Source organism: Micromonospora sp. NPDC003944 (assembly GCF_053605225.1).
In genome coordinates this window covers 1-21,389 of record NZ_JBSGIV010000028.1, presented here as the reverse complement: position 1 = coordinate 21,389, position 21,389 = coordinate 1, and the positions used below count along the sequence as shown (strand labels likewise).

22 protein-coding genes are annotated in these 21,389 nt (G+C 73.5%); 13 read left to right on the top strand and 9 right to left on the bottom strand.

What is annotated here, in order from left to right:
- Positions 1–5 precede the first annotated feature (5 nt).
- Genes ACWER9_RS15970 through ACWER9_RS15955 form a run of 4 tightly spaced genes read right to left on the bottom strand, consistent with a single transcriptional unit; the run spans position 6 to position 4,544 of the window.
- The gene (locus ACWER9_RS15970; protein ID WP_452302537.1) at positions 6–695 is read right to left on the bottom strand and encodes a D-sedoheptulose-7-phosphate isomerase; all 690 of its coding nucleotides are present in this window, start codon (positions 693–695) and stop codon (positions 6–8) included.
- A complete protein-coding gene (locus ACWER9_RS15965; RefSeq protein ID WP_452302536.1) occupies positions 695–1,912 on the bottom strand; it encodes a glycosyltransferase in 1,218 nt (405 codons plus the stop codon). The genes ACWER9_RS15970 and ACWER9_RS15965 overlap by 1 nt, the downstream gene beginning before the upstream one ends.
- Positions 1,897–2,871, bottom strand: coding sequence for a glycosyltransferase family protein (locus ACWER9_RS15960; protein ID WP_452302535.1), 975 nt, complete (start codon positions 2,869–2,871; stop codon positions 1,897–1,899). The genes ACWER9_RS15965 and ACWER9_RS15960 overlap by 16 nt, the downstream gene beginning before the upstream one ends.
- Positions 2,868–4,544, bottom strand: a complete 1,677-nt coding sequence (locus ACWER9_RS15955; RefSeq protein WP_452302534.1) for an HAD-IIIA family hydrolase — start codon at positions 4,542–4,544, stop codon at positions 2,868–2,870. The genes ACWER9_RS15960 and ACWER9_RS15955 overlap by 4 nt, the downstream gene beginning before the upstream one ends.
- A gap of 155 nt (positions 4,545–4,699) precedes the next feature.
- On the opposite strand from ACWER9_RS15955, the gene ACWER9_RS15950 reads away from it, so the two are divergent.
- The 3 genes from ACWER9_RS15950 (at position 4,700) to ACWER9_RS15940 (ending at position 7,060) form a co-directional block, all read left to right on the top strand.
- The gene (locus tag ACWER9_RS15950; protein WP_452302533.1) at positions 4,700–5,140 is read left to right on the top strand and encodes an SRPBCC family protein; all 441 of its coding nucleotides are present in this window, start codon (positions 4,700–4,702) and stop codon (positions 5,138–5,140) included.
- A 2-nt stretch (positions 5,141–5,142) separates the two neighbouring features.
- Positions 5,143–6,144: an SDR family oxidoreductase gene (locus ACWER9_RS15945; protein ID WP_452302532.1), complete on the top strand. Its 1,002-nt coding sequence runs from the start codon at positions 5,143–5,145 to the stop codon at positions 6,142–6,144.
- Positions 6,145–6,292: 148 nt separating this feature from the next.
- Positions 6,293–7,060, top strand: coding sequence for a polyprenol monophosphomannose synthase (locus tag ACWER9_RS15940; RefSeq protein ID WP_357349504.1), 768 nt, complete (start codon positions 6,293–6,295; stop codon positions 7,058–7,060).
- A 199-nt stretch (positions 7,061–7,259) separates the two neighbouring features.
- Here the strand turns inward: ACWER9_RS15940 and ACWER9_RS15935 are convergent, their stop codons facing one another.
- Positions 7,260–8,870 carry a phytoene desaturase family protein gene (locus tag ACWER9_RS15935; protein WP_452302531.1) on the bottom strand — a complete coding sequence of 537 codons (1,611 nt, stop codon included), beginning with the start codon at positions 8,868–8,870 and terminating at the stop codon, positions 7,260–7,262.
- 72 nt (positions 8,871–8,942) lie between these two features.
- Between ACWER9_RS15935 and ACWER9_RS15930 the strand changes: the two genes are divergently transcribed.
- Complete coding sequence (locus ACWER9_RS15930; protein WP_452302530.1) at positions 8,943–10,376, top strand: aldehyde dehydrogenase family protein; 1,434 nt, start codon at positions 8,943–8,945, stop codon at positions 10,374–10,376.
- Positions 10,377–10,448: 72 nt separating this feature from the next.
- Here ACWER9_RS15930 and ACWER9_RS15925 read toward each other — a convergent pair whose 3' ends face one another.
- Entirely contained in the window at positions 10,449–10,850 is a 402-nt protein-coding gene (locus ACWER9_RS15925; RefSeq protein WP_210785235.1) for a ChaB family protein, read from the bottom strand.
- 178 nt (positions 10,851–11,028) lie between these two features.
- On the opposite strand from ACWER9_RS15925, the gene ACWER9_RS15920 reads away from it, so the two are divergent.
- The 4 genes from ACWER9_RS15920 (at position 11,029) to ACWER9_RS15905 (ending at position 13,406) form a co-directional block, all read left to right on the top strand.
- The gene (locus tag ACWER9_RS15920; protein WP_452302529.1) at positions 11,029–12,015 is read left to right on the top strand and encodes a YihY/virulence factor BrkB family protein; all 987 of its coding nucleotides are present in this window, start codon (positions 11,029–11,031) and stop codon (positions 12,013–12,015) included.
- A 102-nt stretch (positions 12,016–12,117) separates the two neighbouring features.
- Positions 12,118–12,534 carry a DUF2795 domain-containing protein gene (locus tag ACWER9_RS15915; RefSeq protein ID WP_088947320.1) on the top strand — a complete coding sequence of 139 codons (417 nt, stop codon included), beginning with the start codon at positions 12,118–12,120 and terminating at the stop codon, positions 12,532–12,534.
- Positions 12,535–12,586: 52 nt separating this feature from the next.
- Complete coding sequence (locus ACWER9_RS15910) at positions 12,587–13,048, top strand: SRPBCC family protein (protein WP_357349512.1); 462 nt, start codon at positions 12,587–12,589, stop codon at positions 13,046–13,048.
- A 97-nt stretch (positions 13,049–13,145) separates the two neighbouring features.
- Positions 13,146–13,406, top strand: coding sequence for a hypothetical protein (locus ACWER9_RS15905; RefSeq protein ID WP_452302528.1), 261 nt, complete (start codon positions 13,146–13,148; stop codon positions 13,404–13,406).
- Here the strand turns inward: ACWER9_RS15905 and ACWER9_RS15900 are convergent.
- Complete coding sequence (locus tag ACWER9_RS15900) at positions 13,364–14,647, bottom strand: MFS transporter (protein WP_452302527.1); 1,284 nt, start codon at positions 14,645–14,647, stop codon at positions 13,364–13,366. The two genes, ACWER9_RS15905 and ACWER9_RS15900, sit on opposite strands and share 43 nt — an antisense overlap.
- Before the next feature lie 158 nt (positions 14,648–14,805).
- Between ACWER9_RS15900 and ACWER9_RS15895 the strand changes: the two genes are divergently transcribed.
- A complete protein-coding gene (locus tag ACWER9_RS15895) occupies positions 14,806–15,015 on the top strand; it encodes a hypothetical protein (RefSeq protein WP_452302526.1) in 210 nt (69 codons plus the stop codon).
- On the opposite strand, the gene ACWER9_RS15890 is transcribed toward ACWER9_RS15895, so the two are convergent.
- Positions 15,012–15,461: a hypothetical protein gene (locus ACWER9_RS15890; RefSeq protein ID WP_452302525.1), complete on the bottom strand. Its 450-nt coding sequence runs from the start codon at positions 15,459–15,461 to the stop codon at positions 15,012–15,014. The two genes, ACWER9_RS15895 and ACWER9_RS15890, sit on opposite strands and share 4 nt — an antisense overlap.
- Positions 15,462–15,623: 162 nt before the next feature.
- Between ACWER9_RS15890 and ACWER9_RS15885 the strand changes: the two genes are divergently transcribed.
- Positions 15,624–15,977, top strand: coding sequence for a DUF6401 family natural product biosynthesis protein (locus ACWER9_RS15885; RefSeq protein WP_452302524.1), 354 nt, complete (start codon positions 15,624–15,626; stop codon positions 15,975–15,977).
- 65 nt (positions 15,978–16,042) lie between these two features.
- On the opposite strand, the gene ACWER9_RS15880 is transcribed toward ACWER9_RS15885, so the two are convergent.
- Entirely contained in the window at positions 16,043–16,852 is an 810-nt protein-coding gene (locus ACWER9_RS15880; protein WP_285794186.1) for a mechanosensitive ion channel family protein, read from the bottom strand.
- Positions 16,853–17,039: 187 nt separating this feature from the next.
- Between ACWER9_RS15880 and ACWER9_RS15875 the strand changes: the two genes are divergently transcribed.
- The 3 genes from ACWER9_RS15875 (at position 17,040) to ACWER9_RS15865 (ending at position 21,285) form a co-directional block, all read left to right on the top strand.
- Positions 17,040–19,178 carry a SpoIIE family protein phosphatase gene (locus tag ACWER9_RS15875; protein ID WP_452302523.1) on the top strand — a complete coding sequence of 713 codons (2,139 nt, stop codon included), beginning with the start codon at positions 17,040–17,042 and terminating at the stop codon, positions 19,176–19,178.
- A 27-nt stretch (positions 19,179–19,205) separates the two neighbouring features.
- Positions 19,206–19,883, top strand: coding sequence for an HAD family hydrolase (locus ACWER9_RS15870; protein ID WP_452302522.1), 678 nt, complete (start codon positions 19,206–19,208; stop codon positions 19,881–19,883).
- A gap of 106 nt (positions 19,884–19,989) precedes the next feature.
- Entirely contained in the window at positions 19,990–21,285 is a 1,296-nt protein-coding gene (locus tag ACWER9_RS15865; RefSeq protein WP_452302521.1) for a cation:proton antiporter domain-containing protein, read from the top strand.
- The last annotated feature ends 104 nt before the right edge of the window (positions 21,286–21,389 follow it).

The window sequence follows — 21,389 nt, the reverse complement described above, 5'->3', positions numbered from 1 at the left end:
CATCCTCACGCGTCGACCTGCTGGCCGGGCCCGCCGTCGAGCACCACCTCGACCCCGGTGCGCACGGGCGCCGACTCGCCCCGCACGGGGTGGGCCACCGCCGAACCGGCGACCGCCGCCAGCGCGGCTGGCAACTCCTGCTCGAGGTACTCGCAGAGCAGATGACTTGTCACCAGGTGCAGCTCCTGGACGACCTGCGTGTCCGGGGACGCGACGGCCAGCACGTCGTCGCAGGCGTCGGCGAGCGGGTTGGGGGCGACGCCGGTGAGCGCCCAGGTGGTCACTCCGACGGCGCGGGCGGCCTGCGCGGCGGCGACCAGATTGGTGCTGGTTCCACTGGTGCTGAGCAGCAACAGGACGTCGCCGGGGCGGCCGTGGGCGCGCACCTGGCGGGCGTACACGTCGGCGTAGCCGTAGTCGTTGGCGATGGCGGTGAGCGCGCTCGTCTCGGCGTGCAGCGCGATCGCGGAGAGCGGCTGACGGTCGTCCCGCAGCTTGCCGACCAACTCGGCGGTGAGGTGCTGGGCCTCGGCGGCGCTACCACCGTTGCCGGCGACCAGCAGGCGACCCCCGGCGGCCAGCCGGTGGGCCAGGTCCGCGCCCCAGCGCGCCAACTGCCGCTCACACCGCCGGTACGGCACCAGCGCCGCCGCGAGATTCGTCAGGTGGGTGTCGAGCAGGCTGCCCGTCGGCATCAGGCCACCACCCGGGTGGGCCGTCGCACGGCGGCCACCTCGCTGTAGACCTCGACCAGCCGCTCGGCGGTGGCCGCCCACGAGTACCGCGCCCGAGCCCGCTCGCGGGCCGCCGTCGCGTAGGCGAACCGCCTGATCCGGTCGTCGAGCAACCCCTGGATCGCGGCGGCGAGCGCCTGCGGGTCCCGGGCCGGCACGAGGTCACCTGTCGTGCCGTCGAGCACGGTGTCCCGGATGCCGCCCACGGCCGTGCCCACGACCGGCACGCCACAGGCCATCGCCTCCAGCGGGGTCAGCCCGAACGGCTCGTACCAGGGGGCCGCGACCAGCAGGTCCGCCGAGCGGTACCAGCGGCCCATCTCCTCCCGGGGCACCGCCCCGACCAGCTGCACCCGGTCGGCCACCCCGCACGACTCCGCGAGGGCGCGCAGCCGGCGGGCGTACGGGTCGGTCTCCAACAGCCCTTCGGGTGGGCCGCCGACGACCAGGCACTCGGCGTCCGGCACCAGCGCCATCGCCCGGATCACGGTCTGGAAGCCCTTGCGCTCGACCAGCCGACCCACGGTGAGGATCCGGGCCCGTCCCGGTTCCCGGTCGGCGGCCGGCCCGAGCGGGGCGAAGGTGGCGAGGTTGACCCCGGACGGCACCACTGTCATCCGGGACCGGGGCACACCCATCCGGACCAGTTCGCCCACCTCGTCGCGGCACTGCGCGACGACCCGGTCCACCGACCGACCCAGCTCCCGCTCGTAGGAGACCCGTCGGGCCGGGCTGGTGTCCTGCACGCCCTGGTAGCGGCGCTTCACGGTGCCCAGCGCGTGGTACGTCTGCACCACCGGCACCCCGGTCTGCCGGCCGGCGGTCAGCCCGGCCAGACCACTCATCCAGAAGTGCGCGTGGATCACCTCGGGCACCCAGTCGCCGCCGCGCCACCGCCCGATCAGCCACTGACTGAACTCCCGCATGTGCGGCAGCAGGGCGTCCTTGGCCACCGGCTCGGCCGGGCCGGCCGGCACGTGCACCACGTCGTACCCGTCCGGGCTGCGGACGGTCACCGGCAGGTCCGGCGCGTCGCGGCGGGTGTAGACCCGCACCTCGTGCCCGGCGGCGGCGAGCGCGGCGGACAGCTCCGCGACGTGCGTGTTCTGGCCGCCGGCATCCTCCCCTCCGAGGACGGCGAGCGGGCTGGCGTGCTCCGAGATCATCGCGATCCGCATACTTCCTCCTCCAGCAGCCGGTCCCAGTCAGCGAGGAAACGGTCGAGGCCGTACCTGTCGCGCGCGGCGGTTCGCGCCGCCGCTCCGGCCTGACGCGCGGTCGCCGGTTCGGCGATGAACCGGCGGGCGGCGTCGAGCAGGGTGTCGGTCCGGGTGGCAAGCGCCCCCGCCTCCGGCGGCACCGCCATCACCGCCTCGGTGGTGGCGAGCGCGACGACCGGCATGCCGATCGCCATCGCCTCGATGAGGCTGAGCCCGAGGGAGGTCCACCGGCACAGGTGCAGGTACGCCCGCCGACGGGCCAACTCGGCGTGCATCCGCTCCTGGGGCACGTCGTCGTGGCTGGTGAGCCGGTCGGCGGGCAGCCCGAGGTGGTCGGCGAGGCCGGCGACGCCCATGCCGTACACGTCAAGCGGCGCGATCTCGGCGAACTGGGGCAGCAGGTCGGTGCCGGTGACCCGACCGCGCCGTACCGGCTCGTTGATCACCACGGCGAGCCGGTCCAGCTCGCCGGTGTAGGACGCGGTGGGCGCGACGATGCCGTGGTCGACCACCGTGCTGCGGGTGGCGCCGGTGTCCCAGAAGATCTGGTTGAACCCGGTGACGTGGGCGACGAGCAGGTCGTCGCGGTCGGCCATCGGGTGCCGCGTGTTGGGCACGTCGCCCTTGGGGGTGTTGTGCTCGACGTAGATCGCCGGAACGTCGCGGCCCGGGCGGCGACGGAGCCACTCCTCGGCCCGGTCCATCTCCTCCGGGCGTTGCAGGATGACCACGTCGACGTCGGCGCCCGGCAGCTCCTCCGGGGTGACCTCGACCGCGCTGTCCGGCCAGGGGTACGTGCGGGCCCGGCCGAGGCCGTACGGGCCGCGGTCGGGTGTGGTGGGAATCAGGTAGCGGTGGCCGCCGTGCACGAACGACGTGGTCCAGGAGCCGTGCACGTGCCAGAGCAGGATGTTCATCGCCCGCCACCACCACCGACGGCGAGCGTCCGAAGCGCGTCGACCACCTCGTCCGGGTCGATGCCGCTGAGGCAGGGGTGCCCGGGGACCGGGCAGCTGGCCGCCCGGGTGTCCCGGCAGGGCGCGGAGGCGTCGCCGAGCCGGACGGTGGGCACCCGGTAGGGCCCCCACTGTCCGAAAGGGACAGTCGGCGCGAAGAGACTCACGACGGGCACCCCGGTGGCCGCGGCCAGGTGCGCGGGCCCGGTGTTGCCGACCACGACCGCGCCGGCGTCCGCGACGATCGCTGCCAGCCCGGCGAGGTCGGTACGGCCGCCCAGGTCGGTGCCGCCAGCCGCGGCGACCCGGGCGGTGACCGCGCGCTCGTCCGGGCCACCCGTGACGAGCACCCGGTGCCCCGCGTCGGTGAGCGCCCCGACGATCCGGGTCGCCACCTCGGGCGGGCAGGCCCGGCTGGACGCGGCCGACCCGGGGTGCAGCACCACGTACCCCGGGTCGCCCAGGTCGGCGGGGCGCGGCGGCACCGCGGCGCGGCGGAGCCGGAGCACTGGTTCGTCGCCGTCGGGCAGCCGGTGGCCCGCCGCGGCGGCAAGTGAGAGGGCACGTTCGGGTTCGGGGACGCCGACCGGCACCCGGTGCCGGATGTCCAGCAGCGAGCCCGGATAGTCGTCGCTGATCGCGGCGATCCGCTCGATACCCGCCATCCGCAACAGCAGCGCCAGCGGCAGGGCGGACTGGTGGAACGAGGTGAACACCACCGCCTGGTCCACGCCGAGGGCGCCCAGCCGCGCGGTCAGGCCCCGGACGTCCTCCGGATCGACGGGCCCCGGTGCGGGGTCGATCCACGGCAGCGGGTGCTCGATGACCTCGTCGACACCGGGCAGCAGCTCGGCGGCGGCGCGACCGCGCGGCCCACAGAGCAGCACCACCCGCTCCGCGCCGGCCGCGACGGCACGGATCGCCGGGCCGGTGACCAGCACGTCACCCGCCGAGTCCGAACGGACCACGAGCGCCGTCCGCACCGGCTGAGTGGACGAGGCCGTGGGCCGCACGGCCTGTTGGCGGCGCAGGATCTCCGTCACCGCCGCCGGCAGGTCACCTGCCACCCAGCCGGCGGCGGCGACCTCCTCAGGTCGGGTCACCGGGGTGGGCACCAGCACGCCGGCCGCCCCGGCGGCCAGTGCGGCGGCGACGTCCCGGCCGATGTCGCCCACCAGCACGCAGCGCGACGCGGTGGTGCCCAGCTCGCGCGCGGCGGCGTGCACCAGACCGGGCGCCGGCTTGCGGCAGTCACAGCCATCGGCGTCGTCGTGCGGGCAGACCAACCACGCGTCGAAGCGGCCCAGCAACTCCTCGACGCGGGCGTGCACCGCCCGCATCTGCTCCCCGGTGAAGTAACCCCGGGCCAGGCCCGACTGGTTCGTGACGACCGCCAGCCGCAGCCCGGCCGCGCGCAACCGGTCCAGCGCCGCCCGCGCGCCCGGCACCGGACGCACCTTCTCCGGGTCACCGTTGTACGGCACGTCCTCGATCAGGGTGCCGTCGCGGTCCAGCAGCACCGCGTCGTACAGGGCGGGTCGGGGGCTCGCGACAGACCCGGAACCGGCGCGGTCAGCAGCGGCGTACACCTGGGCTGACCTGCGCTGATACGGATCCTCCTGGTCCTGTCGCACAGCCGGCGGGTTCCCTGCGCCCCGAGGAGTAAACGTCGTCGTCGAGGCGGTGGGCCAGCGCCGCCGGCGGTGCCCCGGGTCGGCCTTACCCGCCGAGCCGGAGAAGCTAACCCCGCCTGTCGTTAGCCCGTGTGTGGCGCGGGTATGAAAGCCCAGTGGCGATTGTGGAGAAAGTGATCGACGCTCCCCCGCAGCAGGTGTTCGACGTGCTCGCCGACGGGTGGACGTACAGCGACTGGGTGGTGGGCACGGCACACATGCGGGACGTGGACGACGCCTGGCCCCGGGTGGGCAGCCAACTGCACCACCGGGCCGGGCCGTGGCCGATCTCGTTGCAGGACGCGTCGACGGTGCTGGTCTGCGAACCGCCGCACCGGCTCGTCCTGAAGGCCGGTCTCTGGCCTGCGGGTGAGGCGATCGTGGCCTTCACCCTGGAACCCGTGGGTGACGGCGCAACCCGGGTGCGTCTCGGGGAGGACTTCGCGGCCGGACCGCTCCGCTGGGTCCACAACAAGATCAACGATCTCGTCCTGCACCGGCGCAACCGGGAGACCCTGGCCAGACTCTCCGACATCGCCACCCGGCAGAAGGGTTGACCGTGACACGGACCGTGGTGGTGACCGGCGCGAGCGCCGGCGTCGGCCGGGCCGTCGCCCACGCGTACGCGGCACGCGGCGCACGGCTGGCGCTGCTGGCGCGGGGCGAGGCGGGCCTTGTCGCCGCCGAGCGGGAGTGCCGGGAGCGCGGCGCGACCGACGTCCGCGTGTACCGGGTCGACGTGGCCGACGCGGGCGCGGTGCAGCAGGCCGCCGACGACGTGGTGCACCGCTGGGGCGGCATCGACGTCTGGATCAACAACGCGATGGTGTCGGTGTTCGCGCCGGCCTGGGAGATTCCGGCGCGTGAGTTCCACCGGGTCACCGAGGTCACCTACCTGGGCACGGTGCACGGCACCCTCGCCGCGCTGCGGCACATGCGGGCGCACGGGCGGGGCACCATCGTGCAGGTGGGCTCGGCGTTGGCCTACCGGGGGATTCCGCTGCAGTCGGCATACTGCGCGAGCAAGCACGCCGTCCAGGGGTTCAACGACTCGCTGCGCGCCGAGCTGCTGCACGACTGCCCGGCGGTGAAGCTGTCCATGGTGCAGCTGCCCGCGCTCAACACGCCGCAGTTCTCCTGGGTCCGCACCCGGCTGCCCCGGCATCCGCAGCCGGTGCCGCCGATCTTCACGCCGGAGCTGGCCGCCCGGGCCATCGTGTGGGCCGCCGACCGCGGGACCCGCGAGCTGAACGTGGGCGGCCCGACCTGGCAGGCCCGGGTCGCCGACGCCCTGTTCCCGGGCCTGCTCGACCGCAAGCTGGCCCGCGACGGCTATGACAGTCAGCAGACCGGTGCGGAGATCGACCCGGCGACCTGGCGGGACAACCTGGACCATCCCGGCGACGCCGACACGGACCGGGGCACGGCGGGGGTGTTCCTCGAACAGGCGCGGGACCGCTCCGCGGCCCTCTGGGTCGGCACGCACAAGCCGGCGCTCTCCGGCGTCGCGCTCGCCGTGGCGGCGCTCGCCCTCACTGCTGCCGCGCGTCGACGGCGGTGACCTTCACAATCCCCTGACCAGGGCTTTCGCCAAGAAGGCGGCGGGCGGCGAGGGTCCGCAACGCCCGGAAGGGGTGCCTCCCTCGGAGCGAATGCGGGAACTGGATACCCTTTCCATGACTCTTGTCCGCAAACCGAGGATGACCGACATGATCAAGCCGGTGCAGTTGCCGTCGCCGTGGCGGGACGCACGCCTGACCGTCGTCGTGCCCACCTACAACGAGGCGGGCAACCTCCCGGCGCTTGTCGAGCGACTGCTCGCGCTGCCGCTGCCGGGGCTGCGCATCCTGGTGGCTGACGACAACTCCCCCGACGGCACCGGGGAGGTGGCCGACAAGCTGGCCATCGAGAACCCCGACCGGGTCGAGGTCGTGCACCGCGCCGGCAAGGAGGGCCTCGGCCGGGCGTACGTGGACGGGATGAGCCGGGCGATCGAGGGTGGCGCCGAGTACGTGGCCCAGATGGACGCCGACCTCTCGCACCCGCCGGAGGCGCTGCCGGGAATGCTTGGCGCGCTGCTCTCCACCCAGGCCAGCGTGGTGATCGGCTCCCGGTACGTGCCCGGCGGCGAACTGGACGAGAACTGGCCGCTCTACCGCCGGGCGCTCAGCGGCTGGGCCAACCTCTACGTGCACACGTTGCTGCGGGTACGGATCCGCGACCTCACCGCCGGCTTCAAGATCTGGCGGGCCGACGCCCTGCGCGACATCGACCTGGAGCGGGTGCAGTCCAACGGCTACAGCTTCCAGGTGGAGATGCACTACCTCGCCACCAAGCTGGGCCACACCATCCTGGAGGTGCCGATCCGCTTCGAGGAGCGGCGCGAGGGCGCTTCCAAGATGACCACCGCGACCAAGGTGGAGAGCGCACTCATGCCCTTCCGCCTCCGCAGCAAACACCGCAACATAACCCGCTAGAACCCGCACGCCCCGCGCTCGGAGTCCCCCGCGCCCTGAGCCCGGTCGATCATGGAGTTGTGGTGCCCGTTCAGCACCCTTACAGGCGCTTTGTCCCCCACCACAACTCCTTGATCGACGGCGCGGGGCGGGGTGCGGCGCGCGGGGCGGGGTGCGGCGCGGCGCGGGGCGGGGTGCGGGCAGTGCCGGGGGCTCGGGTTCAGGCGGGGGGGTAGATGGCTTTGTGGGCGGTGGCGATGGCTGCGGCGTAGGCGCGGCCGGTGAGGGCTCGGTCGCGGGCCAGCGCCGCGCGGGCCGCGTTCGCGCCCGGTGCGCCGTGCACGCCGCCGCCGGGGTGCGCCGACGCGCTGGCCAGGAAGAGCCGGTCCACCGGGGTGTCCGCCCGTCCCAGGCCGGGGACCGGGCGCAGGAAGAGCTGTTGGTACGCGGCGGCCGTCCCGCCGCCGAGCGTGCCACCGACCAGGCTCGGGTTGCCCCTCTCCAGGTCGGCCGGCCCGGCCACGTGCCGGCCCACGATCAGGTTGCGGAAACCCGGGGCCGCCTCCTCCAGCACGTCCTCCATCCGCTGTACGTGCCCGGCGACCTCCTCGGCCCGCCAGTTCCGCCGAAACGGCAGGTGGGTGTACGACCAGAGCGACTCGGTGCCCGGCGGGGAGTGGCTCGGGTCCGCCACCGACATCTGACCGACAAGCAGGAACGGGTCGCGGGGCAGTTCGCCACGGGCCAGCTCGCTGGCGTAGTGGGTGAGCCCGTTCAGGTCCGCGCCGAGGTGGACGGTGCCGGCGCCGGCCAACTGCCGGTTGGTCCAGGGCACCGGCGCGGAGAGCGCCCAGTCCACCTTCAGCGTGGAGCCGTCCCACCGGAAGTGCGCCAGGTCCTCCACCAGTCGGGACGGCAGCGCGGCAGCACCGACGAGGTCGAGGTAGAGCGCCGGCGCCGGCACGTCGGCGAGCACCGCCCGTCGGGCCCGCCACAGCGCCCCGCCGACGGTGCGGACACCCATCGCCCGACCCCGGGCGGTGAGCACCCGGTCGACCGGAGCGCCGTAGAGAATCACTCCGCCACGCCCCTGCAACCGATCCACGAGCGCGTTGGTGATCTGCTGCGCGCCGCCGTCCGGCACCGGCCACCCGATCTGCTGGCCGAGCATCGCCAGCAGCCAGCCGTACACCCCGGAGCCGGCCTCCTCCGGGGAGAGGTCGGTGTGCAGGGCGCAGCCGGCCAGCAGCGCCGGCCCGCCGTCCCCGTCGAAGAGTTCGCCGCCGAGTTTCCGTACCGGCACGACCAGACGCCGCCCCAGCCGCAGCGCGCCGGCGACGCGCAGCCGGCGCAGCAGACCCAGCCCGCCGCGTACCGGCGGGAACGGTGAGGTGATCGCGTCGAGCATCGGCTCGGCCACCTCGACCCAGTCGGTGTACGCGTTGAGCCAGCGCTTGCCGTCGCCGGGCGCGAACTGCTCGAGCGAGGCGGCGGTGACGTCCGGGTCCCGGTTGATCACCGCGGCCCGACCGTCCGGCAGCAGGTGTGCCAGCACGTCCGGGGCGTGCCGCCAGGACAACCCGTACCGGCCGAGGTCGAGGCCGCCGAGCACCGGCGAGGCGTACCCGAGGGGGTAGAACGAGCTGTAGAGGTCGCTCAGGTAGCCCGGCGCGGTGACCTCGGCGGAGCGGACCGCGCCGCCGGGCGCAGCGGTCGCCTCCAGCACCACCACGTCCCAGCCGGCGTCCGCCAGCAGGTTCGCCGCCACCAGACCGTTGTGCCCGGCCCCGACGACGACGGCGTCCGCGCTCTGCGCGGCGGTGGTTGTCATCGGATCCGCCTACCCGGCGCGCAACCGGGCGAAACGCGTTTGCCTCGGCGAGGCCGGGGCATCCAGCGCCGCATGTACACGGTTGCGCAGCTGGTGGGTGGCGTGTGGGGTGCGGGCGGCGACGGTGGCGAACTTGTCGTGCGTGATCCCGCGGACGACGCGCCGGTGAGTACGGTGCCGGTGGCCACCGCCGACGAGGTGGGCAAGGCCACCCAGGCGGCCCGCAACGCGGCGGCCCAGTGGGCGGCGACCGCGCCGGCCGAGCGGGCGGCGGCGCTGCACCGGGCTGCGGACGCGGTGGCGGCGGTCACCGAGGAGTTGGCGGCGGCGGTCACCGCCGAGATGGGCAAGCCGTTGGCGGACGCCCGCGGCGGCGTCGAGGCGGGCATCGGCACGCTGCGACAGTACGCGGAGCTGGCCCCGTTACGCGGCGGGCGCACGTTGCACGGCGACAGCGGCGCGATTGACTTCCTGACCCCGCAGCCGCGTGGCGTGGTCGCGGCGATCACCCCGTGGAACGACCCGGTGGCGGTGTCCTGCGGGCTGCTCGGCGCGGCGGTGGTGACCGGGAACGTGGTGCTCTACAAGCCGAGCGAACGGACACCGGCGACGGGTTGGCTACTGGCCCGCGCACTGGACCAGGCGCTGCCGGCCGGGGTGTTGTCACTGCTCACCGGCGGCCCCGAGGTGGGTGCGGCGCTGGCCGCGCAGGAGGTCGACGTGGTGGCGCACGTGGGCTCCACCGCGACCGGGCGGGCGATCGCCGCCGCCGCGGCCCGCACCGGCGCGAAGGTGCTGTTGGAGAACGGCGGCAGCGACCCGTTGATCGTGGACGCGGGCGTCGACCCGGAGTGGGCGGCGGAGCAGGCGGCGCTCGGCGCGTTCGCAAACGCCGGGCAGATCTGCGTGGCGGTGGAGCGGCTCTACGTGCACCGGGAGGTGGCCGACGACTTCGTGGCCGCGCTGGTACGGCGCGCCGAGGCGCTGCGGGTCGGGCCGGGCCGGGATCCGGGCACCGAGCTGGGCCCGCTGGTCGACCGGCGGCACCGGGACCACGTGCACGGCCAGGTGGCCGCCGCGGTGGCGGACGGCGCGCGGGTGCTGGTGGGCGGCGAGGTGCCGGACGGGCCGGGGGCGTTCTACCCGGCCACCGTCGTCACCGGGTGCCGCCACGACATGCCGCTGGTCCGGGAGGAGACCTTCGGGCCGGTCGCCCCGGTGGTGGTCGTCGACTCGTTCGACGAGGCGCTGCGCTGCGCGGCGGACTCCCCGTACGGGCTGGCCGCCACCGTGTTGACAGCGTCGATGAGCCACGCGCAGCAGGCCTGGCGGGAACTGCCGGTGGGCACGGTCAAGGTCAACGCGGTGTTCGGGGGTGCGCCGGGGGGTGCCGCGCATCCGCGCCGCGCCAGCGGGCAGGGCTTCGGGTACGGCCCGGAGTTGCTCGACGAGTTCACCGCCACGAAGGCGGTGCACATCGAGGCGCCGGGCGGCGGGCAGTGGTGAGAACAGCACGGGCGGACGCAGGGGTGGAGCGCCCGCCCGTACCGCGTCGGTGGTGCTCAGGTGCGGCGGCGGTCAGTCGCCGCGGGCCTTGCGGGTGGCGCGGTCGTTGGCCTTCTCGATGGCCGTGACCAGCTCCGGTTTGGTCATGCTGGACCGGCCGGGTACGTCGAGTTTGCGGGCCACCGACATCAGGTGGTCCTTGGTGGCGTTGGCGTCCACGCCGCCCGCCGTGGGGGCCCGCCGTTCCGGCCCGCCGCCGGCGGCCTGCTGGTCGCTGGGGCCCTTGCGGCCCTTCGGCTCCCAGTGGTCGCCCACCTTCTCGAACTGGTGCTTCACCGCGGCGAAGGCGGTGCGGTGCGACCGCTCCCCCTCGCCGTAGGTCTCGACCGCCGAGTCGTGCGTCTTCTCCCAGGTGCGCTGCGCCTTCTCCGGGGAGCGTCGCAGCGTGCTGGGCAGGTCCTCGCGCCCGGGCATCTCGTCCTCCTCCGTGTCGACAGGGTCACTGTGACCGTTCCCCCGGGACGCGGCGGCAAACCCTGGCGGCGCCGACCGGGCGCGGTGGGGGTTTGTCGATTTCGCCGTCCGGGTACCGCCGCGTCCAGGCCAGAGGGGGACGACCGGTCATCCGGCGGCCGGGGCGCAGGGAGCGGGCATGACGACCACGGAGCCGGGCACGACCGTCGACGGCACATCCGACACTCGGGTACCCCGGCGGATGCGGCAGCTGAGCTGGCGGACCTGGCGCGGGGTGCTGGTCCGCAGCGTGCAGAACTTCGTCAACGACAACTGCTCCGACTGGGCCGCCGCGCTCACCTACTACGGCGTCCTGGCGCTCTTCCCGTCCGCCATCGTGGTGGTGGCCCTCGTCGGTCTGGTCTCCGATGGTGAACGGACCCTGGACACGGTGGTCGACCTGGCCAAACAGGTCGGTGCCGGTGCGGTCCTGACCGACGACGAGGGCGGCGTGGTCGGGGTGATCCGGTCCGTGGTGCTCGACCAGAGCAACCCGAAGCTGCTGCTGAGCTTCGGTCTGCTCGGCGCGCTCTGGTCCGCGTCGGGCTTCATCGGCGCGTTCACCCGGGCCTCGAACGCCGTCTACGGGGTGACCGAGGGCCGTCCGGTGTGGAAGCTTCGACCGCTCCAGATCGGCCTGGCGGCGATCACGCTGGTGCTGCTCGCGGTGGTCGCCCTCGCCCTGATCGTCAGCGGGCCGGTCACCGACGCGGTCGGCGACCTGGTCAACGCCGGTGGCCTGGCCCGCACGGTGTGGAGGGTGGCGAAGTGGCCGGTCCTCGCCATGATCATGATGGTGCTGCTGTCCCTGCTGTTCTGGATCGCGCCGAACGTGCGCCAACCCCGGTTCCGCTGGCTCACCCCGGGCGGCGCGGTGGCCCTCGTCTCCTGGGCGGCTGCCTCCTTCGGCTTCGGCCTCTACGTGGCCAACTTCGGCTCGTACAGCACCACCTACGGCAGCCTTGGCGCGGCCATCGCGTTCCTGGTCTGGCTCTACCTGTCCAACTCGGCGCTGATGCTCGGGGTGCAGATCAACGCCGAGGTGCAGCGCGGGCGACAGTTGCAGGCCGGCGACCCGGACCCGGAGGACCCGGTGCTGCCGCCGCGCCGGCCCGCCGACGACTGAGCCGGTGTTCCGGGCCTGGTCGTCCGGTTCGCCCCCGAAGCGAGAGCCCGTTCGTGGCCCGGTGCCGGTTTACCGGGCGGGGTGCCGGGTAGCGCAGAAGGCATGGAGCGTGGCAACAGCAAGCACGGACCGAGGATCGACGAACAGATGAGTCAGGAGGTCAGCGGCCTCGTGCAGGGGCCGGGGACCGGTGGCTCTCGGGTCGACGAGTCGCGGGTGCCGGAACCGGCCGGCGAGGACCAGCCGGAGACGACCACCGCCCCGGCCGGCGACCTGCGCACCGGAACCCCGCAGGGCATGAGCTCCACGGACGTCGAGCAGCGCAGCCGGCTCGGCCGATTCATCTCGATGAGCGCGCTGCCGGGTGACCGCTTGGTGCTCATCGCCAGCGCCCGCGAGAACGAGGCGCCCGACGACATCGTGGCGGCGTTGGAACGGCTGCCCGAGGGCACCGTCTACCAGACGGTCTCCGAGGTGTGGGCCGCGCTGGGCAACAAGAACGAGACGACTCGCTGGTGAGAGGGATCGCCCCCGATCCGACGATCCACCAGCGACTGAAGGAGGTTCCCCGATGAGTGGCGTTACCGAACATGTGGACGTTTCCGTACCCGTGCGCACCGCGTACGACCAGTGGACGCAGTTCGAGGAGTTCCCCGAGTTCATGGAGGGTGTGCAGGAGGTCCGGCAGCTCTCCGACACGATGACCCACTGGACCGTGGACATCGCCGGGGTGAAGCGCGAGTTCGACGCGGAGATCACCGAGCAGCTCCCCGACGAGCGGGTCGCCTGGCGCTCGACCGACGGCACCCAGCAGGCCGGTGTGGTGACCTTCCACCGACTGGACCAGGACAAGACCCGGGTCACCCTGCAACTCGAGTTCGAGCCGCACGGCGTGGTCGAGCAGGCCGGCGACAAGCTCGGCATCGTCGACCGGCGGGCGAAGGGCGACCTGGAGCGGTTCAAGACCTTCATCGAGCGGCGTGGTCAGGAGACCGGTGCCTGGCGCGGGCAGGTGGACCGCCCGCAGCCGTGACCGCGAGCAGTGCAGCCGCGATGGCCGCCGGGGTCCCGGCGGCCATCGCCGTACCCGGGCCCGTTTGCGATCATCGTGCCCGGGTACGGCTGTCGGTATGACCGACGACAACATCAGGGTGTGGCGGGACGAGGAACGGCTTCCGTTGGAGGAGTTGGAGCGCGCCGTGTCGGGCTCCAGCCTCGACGGGCAGGCCGACGACGTGACGGGTAACGACGCCGGCGAGGAGGCCACGTTCGGGCACGGGCCGGCCGCGTCGGACCGTGACGGGGCGGCCCAGGGCAACAGCCGGGAGGCCACCGACCCGCAGCGCGCCTACCGCCCCTCCACCACCGGCAGGACCGGGCCCGACGTCTGAGGATCACTCCCGGGCTGGCTGGGCACCCCCCGTGCGGGGGCCCCGACGCCGGGTCGGCGCGCGCCCCACTCGTGGAGCGCGATCAGCGCCAGCGCGAGCGCCAACAGGGCCGCGCCCAGCACCTCCACCGACGTGTTGCCGATCAGCACGCCCAGCGCGGCCGGGACGAGCGCCGCACCGACGCCGGAAGCGCCGATCTGCAACCCGATGGCCCGGTCCGCGTGCGCCGCGCCGACCCGCTCGGCGGTGGTGAGGGTGAGCAGCGGAAACACCGGCGCGGCGGCGAAACCGACCACGATCAGGCCGAGCACCGCAAGGACGGCCGGCCCGGGTACGGCGATCAGCGCCGCGCCGACCGCCATCCCGACCAGGCTGGCGCGCAGCACCAGCCCCGCCCCCAGGCGTTCGGCCACCAGCCCCTGCACCACCCGACCGACGAAGAGGCTGCCCCAGTACGCGGAGACGCAGCCGCCGGCAAGTGCCGCGCTGAGCCCACGCCCCTCGGTCAGCAGCAGGAACGCCCACAGACCGGCGGACACCTCGATCGCCACGTACACCACGAAGGCGAGCGTCCCCGACCAGACCGCCGGCAGCCGCAGCGTGTCCCGGACGGTCGGCGCCGGCCCGGCGGGCGTGGCCTGGACCGACTCGCCCGCCTCGTTACCGGCCGGGGCGCCGCGGTGCCAGGCCCGAGCGGTGAGCACGAACGCGACGGCGAGGACGAGCTGGGCGGCGGCCACGATGCCGTACCCCCACCGCCACGCGAGCCCGGCGCTCAGCACACCGGTCATGATCAGTGGGCCGATGGCCACGCCGAGGCCGAAGAAGGCGTGCAACCAGTTCATGTGGCGGGGTCCGAAGGCCCCGGCGGCGTACGCGTTGAGCCCGGAGTCCACCGCGCCGGAGCCGAGCCCGAGCAGCAGCGCGCAGCCCACCAGCACCGCCAGCACCGGGCTCACCGAGAAGCCGGTCAGCGCCAGGCTGGCCAGCACGGTGCTGCCGGCGAGCAGGGCGCCCACGCCGACCCGGGCCAGTGTGAAGCCGGCCAGCACGCTCGAGGTGAGATAGCCGACGGTGCCGGCGGTGAGCACCCATCCGACTGCCTCGGTGGGCACGTCGAAGTCGGCCCGGATCGACAGCCAGCTGACGCCGAGCAGGCCGTCGGGCAGGCCGAGGCTGACGAACGCGAGGTAGGCCAGCAGGAGCAGCATGGCGCGGGGGCGCGCGGGCGGGGTGGACACGAGAACCCATCTTGCCGCAGGGGCACCTTAGCGCCGTCGGCAGCCGATCGCCCACCGCGCAAAGAAGTCGTGTCCGTACGGTCGAGAAAACGGACAGCTCATCCAGAATCGGCCGATCGGACGACGGCAAGCCGGCTGTTTCGCGTAAGAATTTCGGGATGCATCAAGGCTCCGGAATCCTCTCCACGCGTCAGCGCCGGCTCGCCTGGCTCGGCTTCCTGCTCGCCGCGCTCCAGGCGCCCGTGTCCGCCTGGCTCGTCGCCGACGAGTCGTGGCTGTTCAGCCTCTGCGTCGCGCTGATGGTGGCCACCGTGATCATCGCTGACGACGCGGCCCGGCGACGCCCGGCCGACGCGACAACCGACTAGCCTTCGTCACCCGGCCGGGCCTCGTGGCCCGGCCGGCCCCGGCTGCGGCGACGTTCCTTCATCTCCGCCTCGTAGAGGTGCCGCCGCCCGCCCACCAACTCGTCGCGGGCCTGCTGGTCCAGCTCCCGGAACAGCGCGTGGTAGCCGTCGTCGAAGTCCTCGACGATCTGGAACGTCCACCGTCCGGCGATGACGTTGCGGCCGCGCAGCTCAGTGCCGATCCGCTCGGCCAGGTGCGGATGCCCGGCGGCGCGGAACTGCTCCACCGCGTCGTCGAGCATCAGGTCGGCATGGCCGACCAACTGGTGCATCGAGTAGAGGTGCCCCCGGGCCCGCTCCACACACTCCAGCGCCTCGCTGAGCTTGCCGAGCGCCGCGACCGTCTCGTCGCTGACCCCGTCCGGCCGCCGGTGCCGCTCGTCCGGTCCGTCCGCCCGCTGTCCCATCCGTGCCTCCGTGCCGTGTCCCGCCATCGGTGCGTGTTCTCCTGCTGCCCCGTCTGTGCCGGATCAATCCCCCAGGTCAGCGGCTATCGCCCCAGTGGCAGAGGCGACATCCACCGAGCGGCCGAGGCCGACGCCGTCACCTGTCGGTTAGCCTCGGTCACCATGCGTGTGCCGTTCAGCCGGGTCGCCTCCCGTACCGCCGTCGACTCGGCGCGGTCCACCCTGGCCGCCCTCACCGTCTCCGTGGGCACCGTCGGGCTCACCGCCGCCGCCGCGCGACCGGGTCTGCTGGCCCTCGTCGACCAGCACGCGGCAGCCGTCCGGGACAGCCTCGACGGCGACCGCACGCCGCTGACCTCCGCGGCGCTGGCCGGCTACGCCGAGGGGGTCCGCGCCGCCGCCCTGGAGCACGGGTGGGCGCCGCCCAGCGGGCCGGTCGACTGGAGCCACCCGGAGTGGCTGCTCACCCGCCTGCTCGCGGTCTGCGCGCTCGCTCGCGCACTCGACCGGGACTGACGACACACGCGAGGGAGGGCACCCCGCGTCGTACGCGGAACACCCTCCCACCCGTCGTAACCGGACTACGAGCGGTACTGCTGGGCTTCGTCCACCCGAGGCATGGCCTGGGTACGGTCACCCCCGCGGTCGGCCATCTGCCGCTCCACGTCACTCCGCCCGGCCGACGTGGCCTGACGCTGCTGCTGCACCGCACGGGCCTCCTCGGCCGCCCGACGCAGCCACCCGTCCCAGCGGTTCTGCATCGGCTTCACGAGACCGCCGCCGACGCCGACGATCAGGATGCCGGCCACCGTGGCGAGCACCGCGATCAGCACCGGAGTGGTCACCGTGGTGGCGATACCCACCTGGTTCAGGGCGGCGATCACACCGAGCGCGATGATGAAGATCGCCGTCAGGTCGGCCAGGACCTTGCCGTACGAGAGCCCTCCCAGCGCGCCGGTGACCAGATCCCGCACCGCGTTGGCGATCGCCGCCGCCACCACCACGATGACGATCGCGATGAACGCACGCGGCAGCCAGGCCACCACGCCGCTGATCAGGTCACTGATCGCGTTGGGCCCCCAGACTCCGAAGGCGAACTGCAGCGTGAACAGCAGTACGGCGTAGTACGCCAGTCTGGCCAGGATGTCGCTGGCGTCGTACTTCGTTCTCTCCAGGGCCCGTTTGATGCCACCGCGTTCGACCGCCTGGTCGAAACGCACCCGTTCCAGCACCGTATCCACGATCTTGAGGACGGCTCTGGCGATCAGCCAGCCGACCACGAGGATGACGATGAAGGCCACTGCCTTCGGGATGAAGAGCAGCACCGACCTCCAGGTGTCGGCGATGGCATCGCCGATGTCGGCCTGCCGGACCGCGAGGGTTTTCAGCATGATGTCCCTCCTGTCGCATGGACTGCGCCGGGCGCATACCCGGCAACAGGTCCGGCACTCCGCGCAGCGTGCGGCGTTTTTCGCGACCGGGGCCTCTGAACTGCCCGAACAGCCACGGCGAGGGACGCGGCGACGGCCCGCCGCAGTGATCGGATGCCTTTTCCGGTCGGCCGACTAGGCTGCGAACATGCCAGGAACGGTCGGGCGGGTCCCCACGCCAGCAACTCCCGGCCCGGACGCACCCGCCGGGTCCGCCCCGGGCGTCGGCGTGCTCGCCCACGACTGGGCGGACACCCCGCTGGGTCCGGCCGACGACTGGGACGTCGCCCTCCGGGCCGTGGTGGAGCTGATCCTCGCCGCGCCGATGCCGATGGCGCTGGCGTACGGCGACGACCTCGTCCTGCTCTACAACTCCGGCTACGCCGACCTGCTGGGCAGCAAGCACCCCAGCGCCTTCGGCCGCCCGGCCGCGGAGGTGTTCGCCGAGATCTGGGCGCTGCCCGGCGTGGGTGCGGTGATCGAGCGCTGCTACCGGCAGGGCGTGCCCTTCCTGGAGAAGGAGTCCACCCTGCCGCTGGTCCGTGGGCACTCCGCGACGGTGGAGCAGGCGGTCTTCACCCGGAGCTACTCGCCGGTGCGCGACAGCGCCGGGCAGACCGTGGGCGTGTTGACGGTCGCGGCCGAGACCACCCACGTCACCGAGCAGTTGCAGAGCCTCAGCGAGGTGGCCGCGGCGCTCGCCGGCACCCTCACCCTGGACGACGTGGCCCGGGTGGCGCTGCGGTACGCGATCACCACGTTCGACCCCGACCAGGCTTCGTTCGCGGTCGACGAGGGCGGCGGGGGCTGGCGCATGGTGCGCCGGGTCCGGGGCGAGTTGCTTGACGAGGCCGACGAGCGGCTGCCCCCGCTCTGGCGGCGCGCGGCGGCGGACTGGTCGGCCCCCGTGGTGCAGGCGGCGCGCTCCGGCGGCCCGTCGTTCACCCGCGACGGGCAGCCGCTGCGGGACACCGCGGTGGACCGCCACGACCAGAAGATCCGCGCGATGGCGGCCCTGCCCCTGGGCACCTCGGTGGTCCGTGGTGGGCTGGCCGTCGGCTATCAGGTCCCGCACACCTGGTCCCCGGCCGAGCGGGCGCTGCTTGCCGCCTCGGCCGAGCTGATCGGCCAGGCCGCGGAGCGGGCCCGCCGGTTCGAGACCCAGCACGGCACGGCCCAGCTCTTGCAACGCAGCATGTTGCCGGAGCACCTACCGGATCTGCCCCGACTACGGATCGCGGCCCGCTACGACCCGGGCGTGGACGGCAACGCCGCCGGCGGCGACTTCTACGACGCGTTCCTGCTGCCCAACGGCTCGCTCGGCGTGGTGCTCGGCGACGTCGCCGGGCACGACGTGCAGGCCGCCGCGCGGATGGGGCAGGTCCGCGCCGCGCTGCGTGCCCTGGCCCTCGCCGAACCGGCACCCGACGCGGTCCTGGCCGGCCTGGACCGGCTGGTGACCAGCCTCGGCGCGGAGGCCAGCACGCACGAACTGTTCGTCACCGTGGCGTTCGGGGTGATCGACACCGAGCGGCGGGAGCTGACCCTGTCCAGCGCCGGTCACCCCGCGCCGCTGATTCGTCGCGGCGGCCCGGAGGGCCGGTTCCACGCCGAGTACGTCGACGTCCCGGCCGGACCACCGCTGGGGCTTGGCGGTCGACTGGGCACCACGACTGTCCCGTTCCGCCCCGGCGACACCCTGCTGCTGTTCAGCGACGGGGTGGTGGAGCGACGCCGGCAGAGCCTGAGCGCCGGGCTGGCCACCCTGAGCGACGCCGTCGCCAAGGCCGGTAGTGGCGACCCGCGCGCGCTCTGTGCGGTGGCCACGGCGGCGGTCCCGGGCGGCACCGAGGACGACGTGGCCGTGCTGGCGGTCGAGCACGCGCTCACACCGAGCCGGTCGGCGAGCATGGAGGTGCCCGCGGAGCCGACCGCGCCCAGCCGGGTCCGACACTGGCTGACCGGCCAGCTCACCGAGTGGCAGGTGCCCGAGTCGGTGATCGGTGCGGCGGTGCTCTGCACCAGTGAGCTGACCACCAACGCGTTGCTGCACGCCGGCACGGCCGCCCGGGTGGAGATCGACCTGAGCGCCGAACGCCTACTCGTCTCGGTGGCGGACTCCGGCACCCGGGGCACCGTGACCCGGGCCCGTACCGACACGTTGAGCAGTCGCGGGCGCGGCCTCGGCCTGATCGAGGAGCTCAGTGACGCCTGGGGCACCGACCCGTCGGTGCGCGGCTCCACGGTGTGGTTCGAGATCCTCACGCCGCCGGCCGCGCACCCCTGAGAGCACCGCAACGGTGTGGAGGACGCGATGGCTACCGACCGGCCAGCCGGAGTTCTCTTCGACGTCGACGGCACCCTCGTCGACACCACCTACCTCCACACCGTGAGCTGGTGGGAGGCGTTACGACAGACCGATCAGCCGGTGCCGATGGCGACGGTGCACCGCTCGATCGGGATGGGGTCGGACAAGCTCCTCGACCACCTCCTCGGCCCGGAGCGGGACCGCGACGCGGACTCGAAGCTGCGCGACGCGCACGACACTCTTTACGCCGAGTACTGGGATCGACTCACGCCGCTCCCCCGGGCGGCCGACCTGTTACGCGCCTGCGCCGAGCGGGGGTTGCGGGTGGTGCTCGCCACCTCCGCCACGGAAGCGGAGGTGGCCGCGCTCCGTCGGGCGCTCGCCGCCGACGACGTGATCGACACGGTCACCTCGTCGGAGGACGCCAAGCAGAGCAAGCCGGCACCGGACATCCTGGTCGCCGCGTTGGAGCAGTCCGGGTTGGCCGCCGAGCGGGCGGTCTTCGTCGGCGACTCGGTGTGGGACGTCGTCGCGGCCGGGGCACTGCACATGCCGTGTGTGGGCCTGACCTGCGGTGGCACCAGCCGCGGCGAGTTGGCCGGCGCGGGTGCCGTAGCGGTGTACGAGGACCCGGCCGCCCTGTTGACCGAACTCGCGGACTCGCCGCTCAGCCGATCCCGGTAAGGATCACTGTGGTCTACCGCCGCGTACGCGCATAGCCGGAGCCCTTGCGGGGCAAGGTGTGTCACCACCTGCCCGCGCCCTGCGGGTGCGGCGGAAAGGTGGTGCCGTGGAGCCGGTAGACGTGGCGTTCGCGCTTGTGGGCCTGGGCGCTCTGCTGGCGGGCATCCTGCCCCGGGTGTTGGAGCAGCGCCCACTGTCCATGCCGATCGCCTTCCTCGCCCTCGGCATGGTCGTGTTCCTGCTGCCGGTCGGGTTGCCGTCGCCGGACCCCCTGGCCCACCCGGAGCTGACCACCCACCTCACCGAGATCGGGGTGATCGTCGCGCTGATGGGCGCCGGGCTCAAGATCGACCGGCCGCTGAGTTGGCGGCGGTGGTCGTCCACCTGGCGGCTGTTGGCGATCGCGATGCCCCTGTGCATCGCGGCGGTGGCCCTGCTCGGCTGGTGGTGGGCGGGGCTGGTGCCGGCCGCCGCGCTGTTGTTGGGCGCCGCGCTGGCCCCGACCGACCCGGTGCTCGCCGCCGACGTGCAGGTCGGCGAGCCGACCGACGTGGAGGACTCCGAGGACGAGGTCCGCTTCGCGCTGACCTCCGAGGCCGGCCTCAACGACGGGCTGGCGTTCCCGTTCGTCTACGCCGCCATCGCCATCGCGTCGACAAGCCTCGCGCCGGGCGACTGGCTGGCCGAGTGGTTCACCGTGGACGTGCTCTGGAAGGTCGGCGTCGGCGTCGGCGGTGGGCTGCTCATCGGCTGGCTGCTCGGCAAGCTGTTCTTCCGCGCGCCGAGCGAGCTGCGGCTGGCCCGGCACGCCGAGGGCTTCCTGGCGCTGGCCGCCACGTTCCTGGCGTACGGGCTGGTGGAGGTGGCCGGCGGGTACGGCTTCCTGGCGGTGTTCGTGGCCGCCCGGGCCATCCGGGCCGCCGAGCGGACCCACGAGTTCCACTCGGTGCTGCACGACTTCGCCGAGCAGGTAGAACGGCTCCTCACCCTGGTGCTGTTGCTGCTGCTCGGCGGCGCGATCGTGGGTGGCCTGCTGGGCCCGCTGACCTGGCCGGCGGCCGCCGTCGGGCTGGCGCTGGTGTTCCTGGTACGACCGCTGATCGGCTGGTTGTCGCTGCGCGGCGCTCCGGGGCGCCCGGCCGAGCACTGGGTCATCTCGTTCTTCGGCATCCGCGGCGTCGGCTCGTTCTACTACCTCGCGTACGCCACCACCAAGGCCGACTTCCCCCAGGCCGAACTACTCTGGGCGACCGTCGGGCTGGTGGTGCTCGTCTCCGTCGTGGCGCACGGCATCACGGCGACCCCGATCATGCAACTGCTGGACCGGGAGGGCGAGCGGACCTCCGACCCGGCCGAACGCGACAGCGACGCGCGCCCCGTCGCGGCAGCCGGTCACGCCTGAGCGGCCGGCTCAGGCCAGCCGGTCACGGCTGCGCGGAGCTGGTCGGCGTAGATCGTCTTCAGCTCGTCGGCGGACTTGAACGTGCCGTCCTCGTTGGCGGCGGA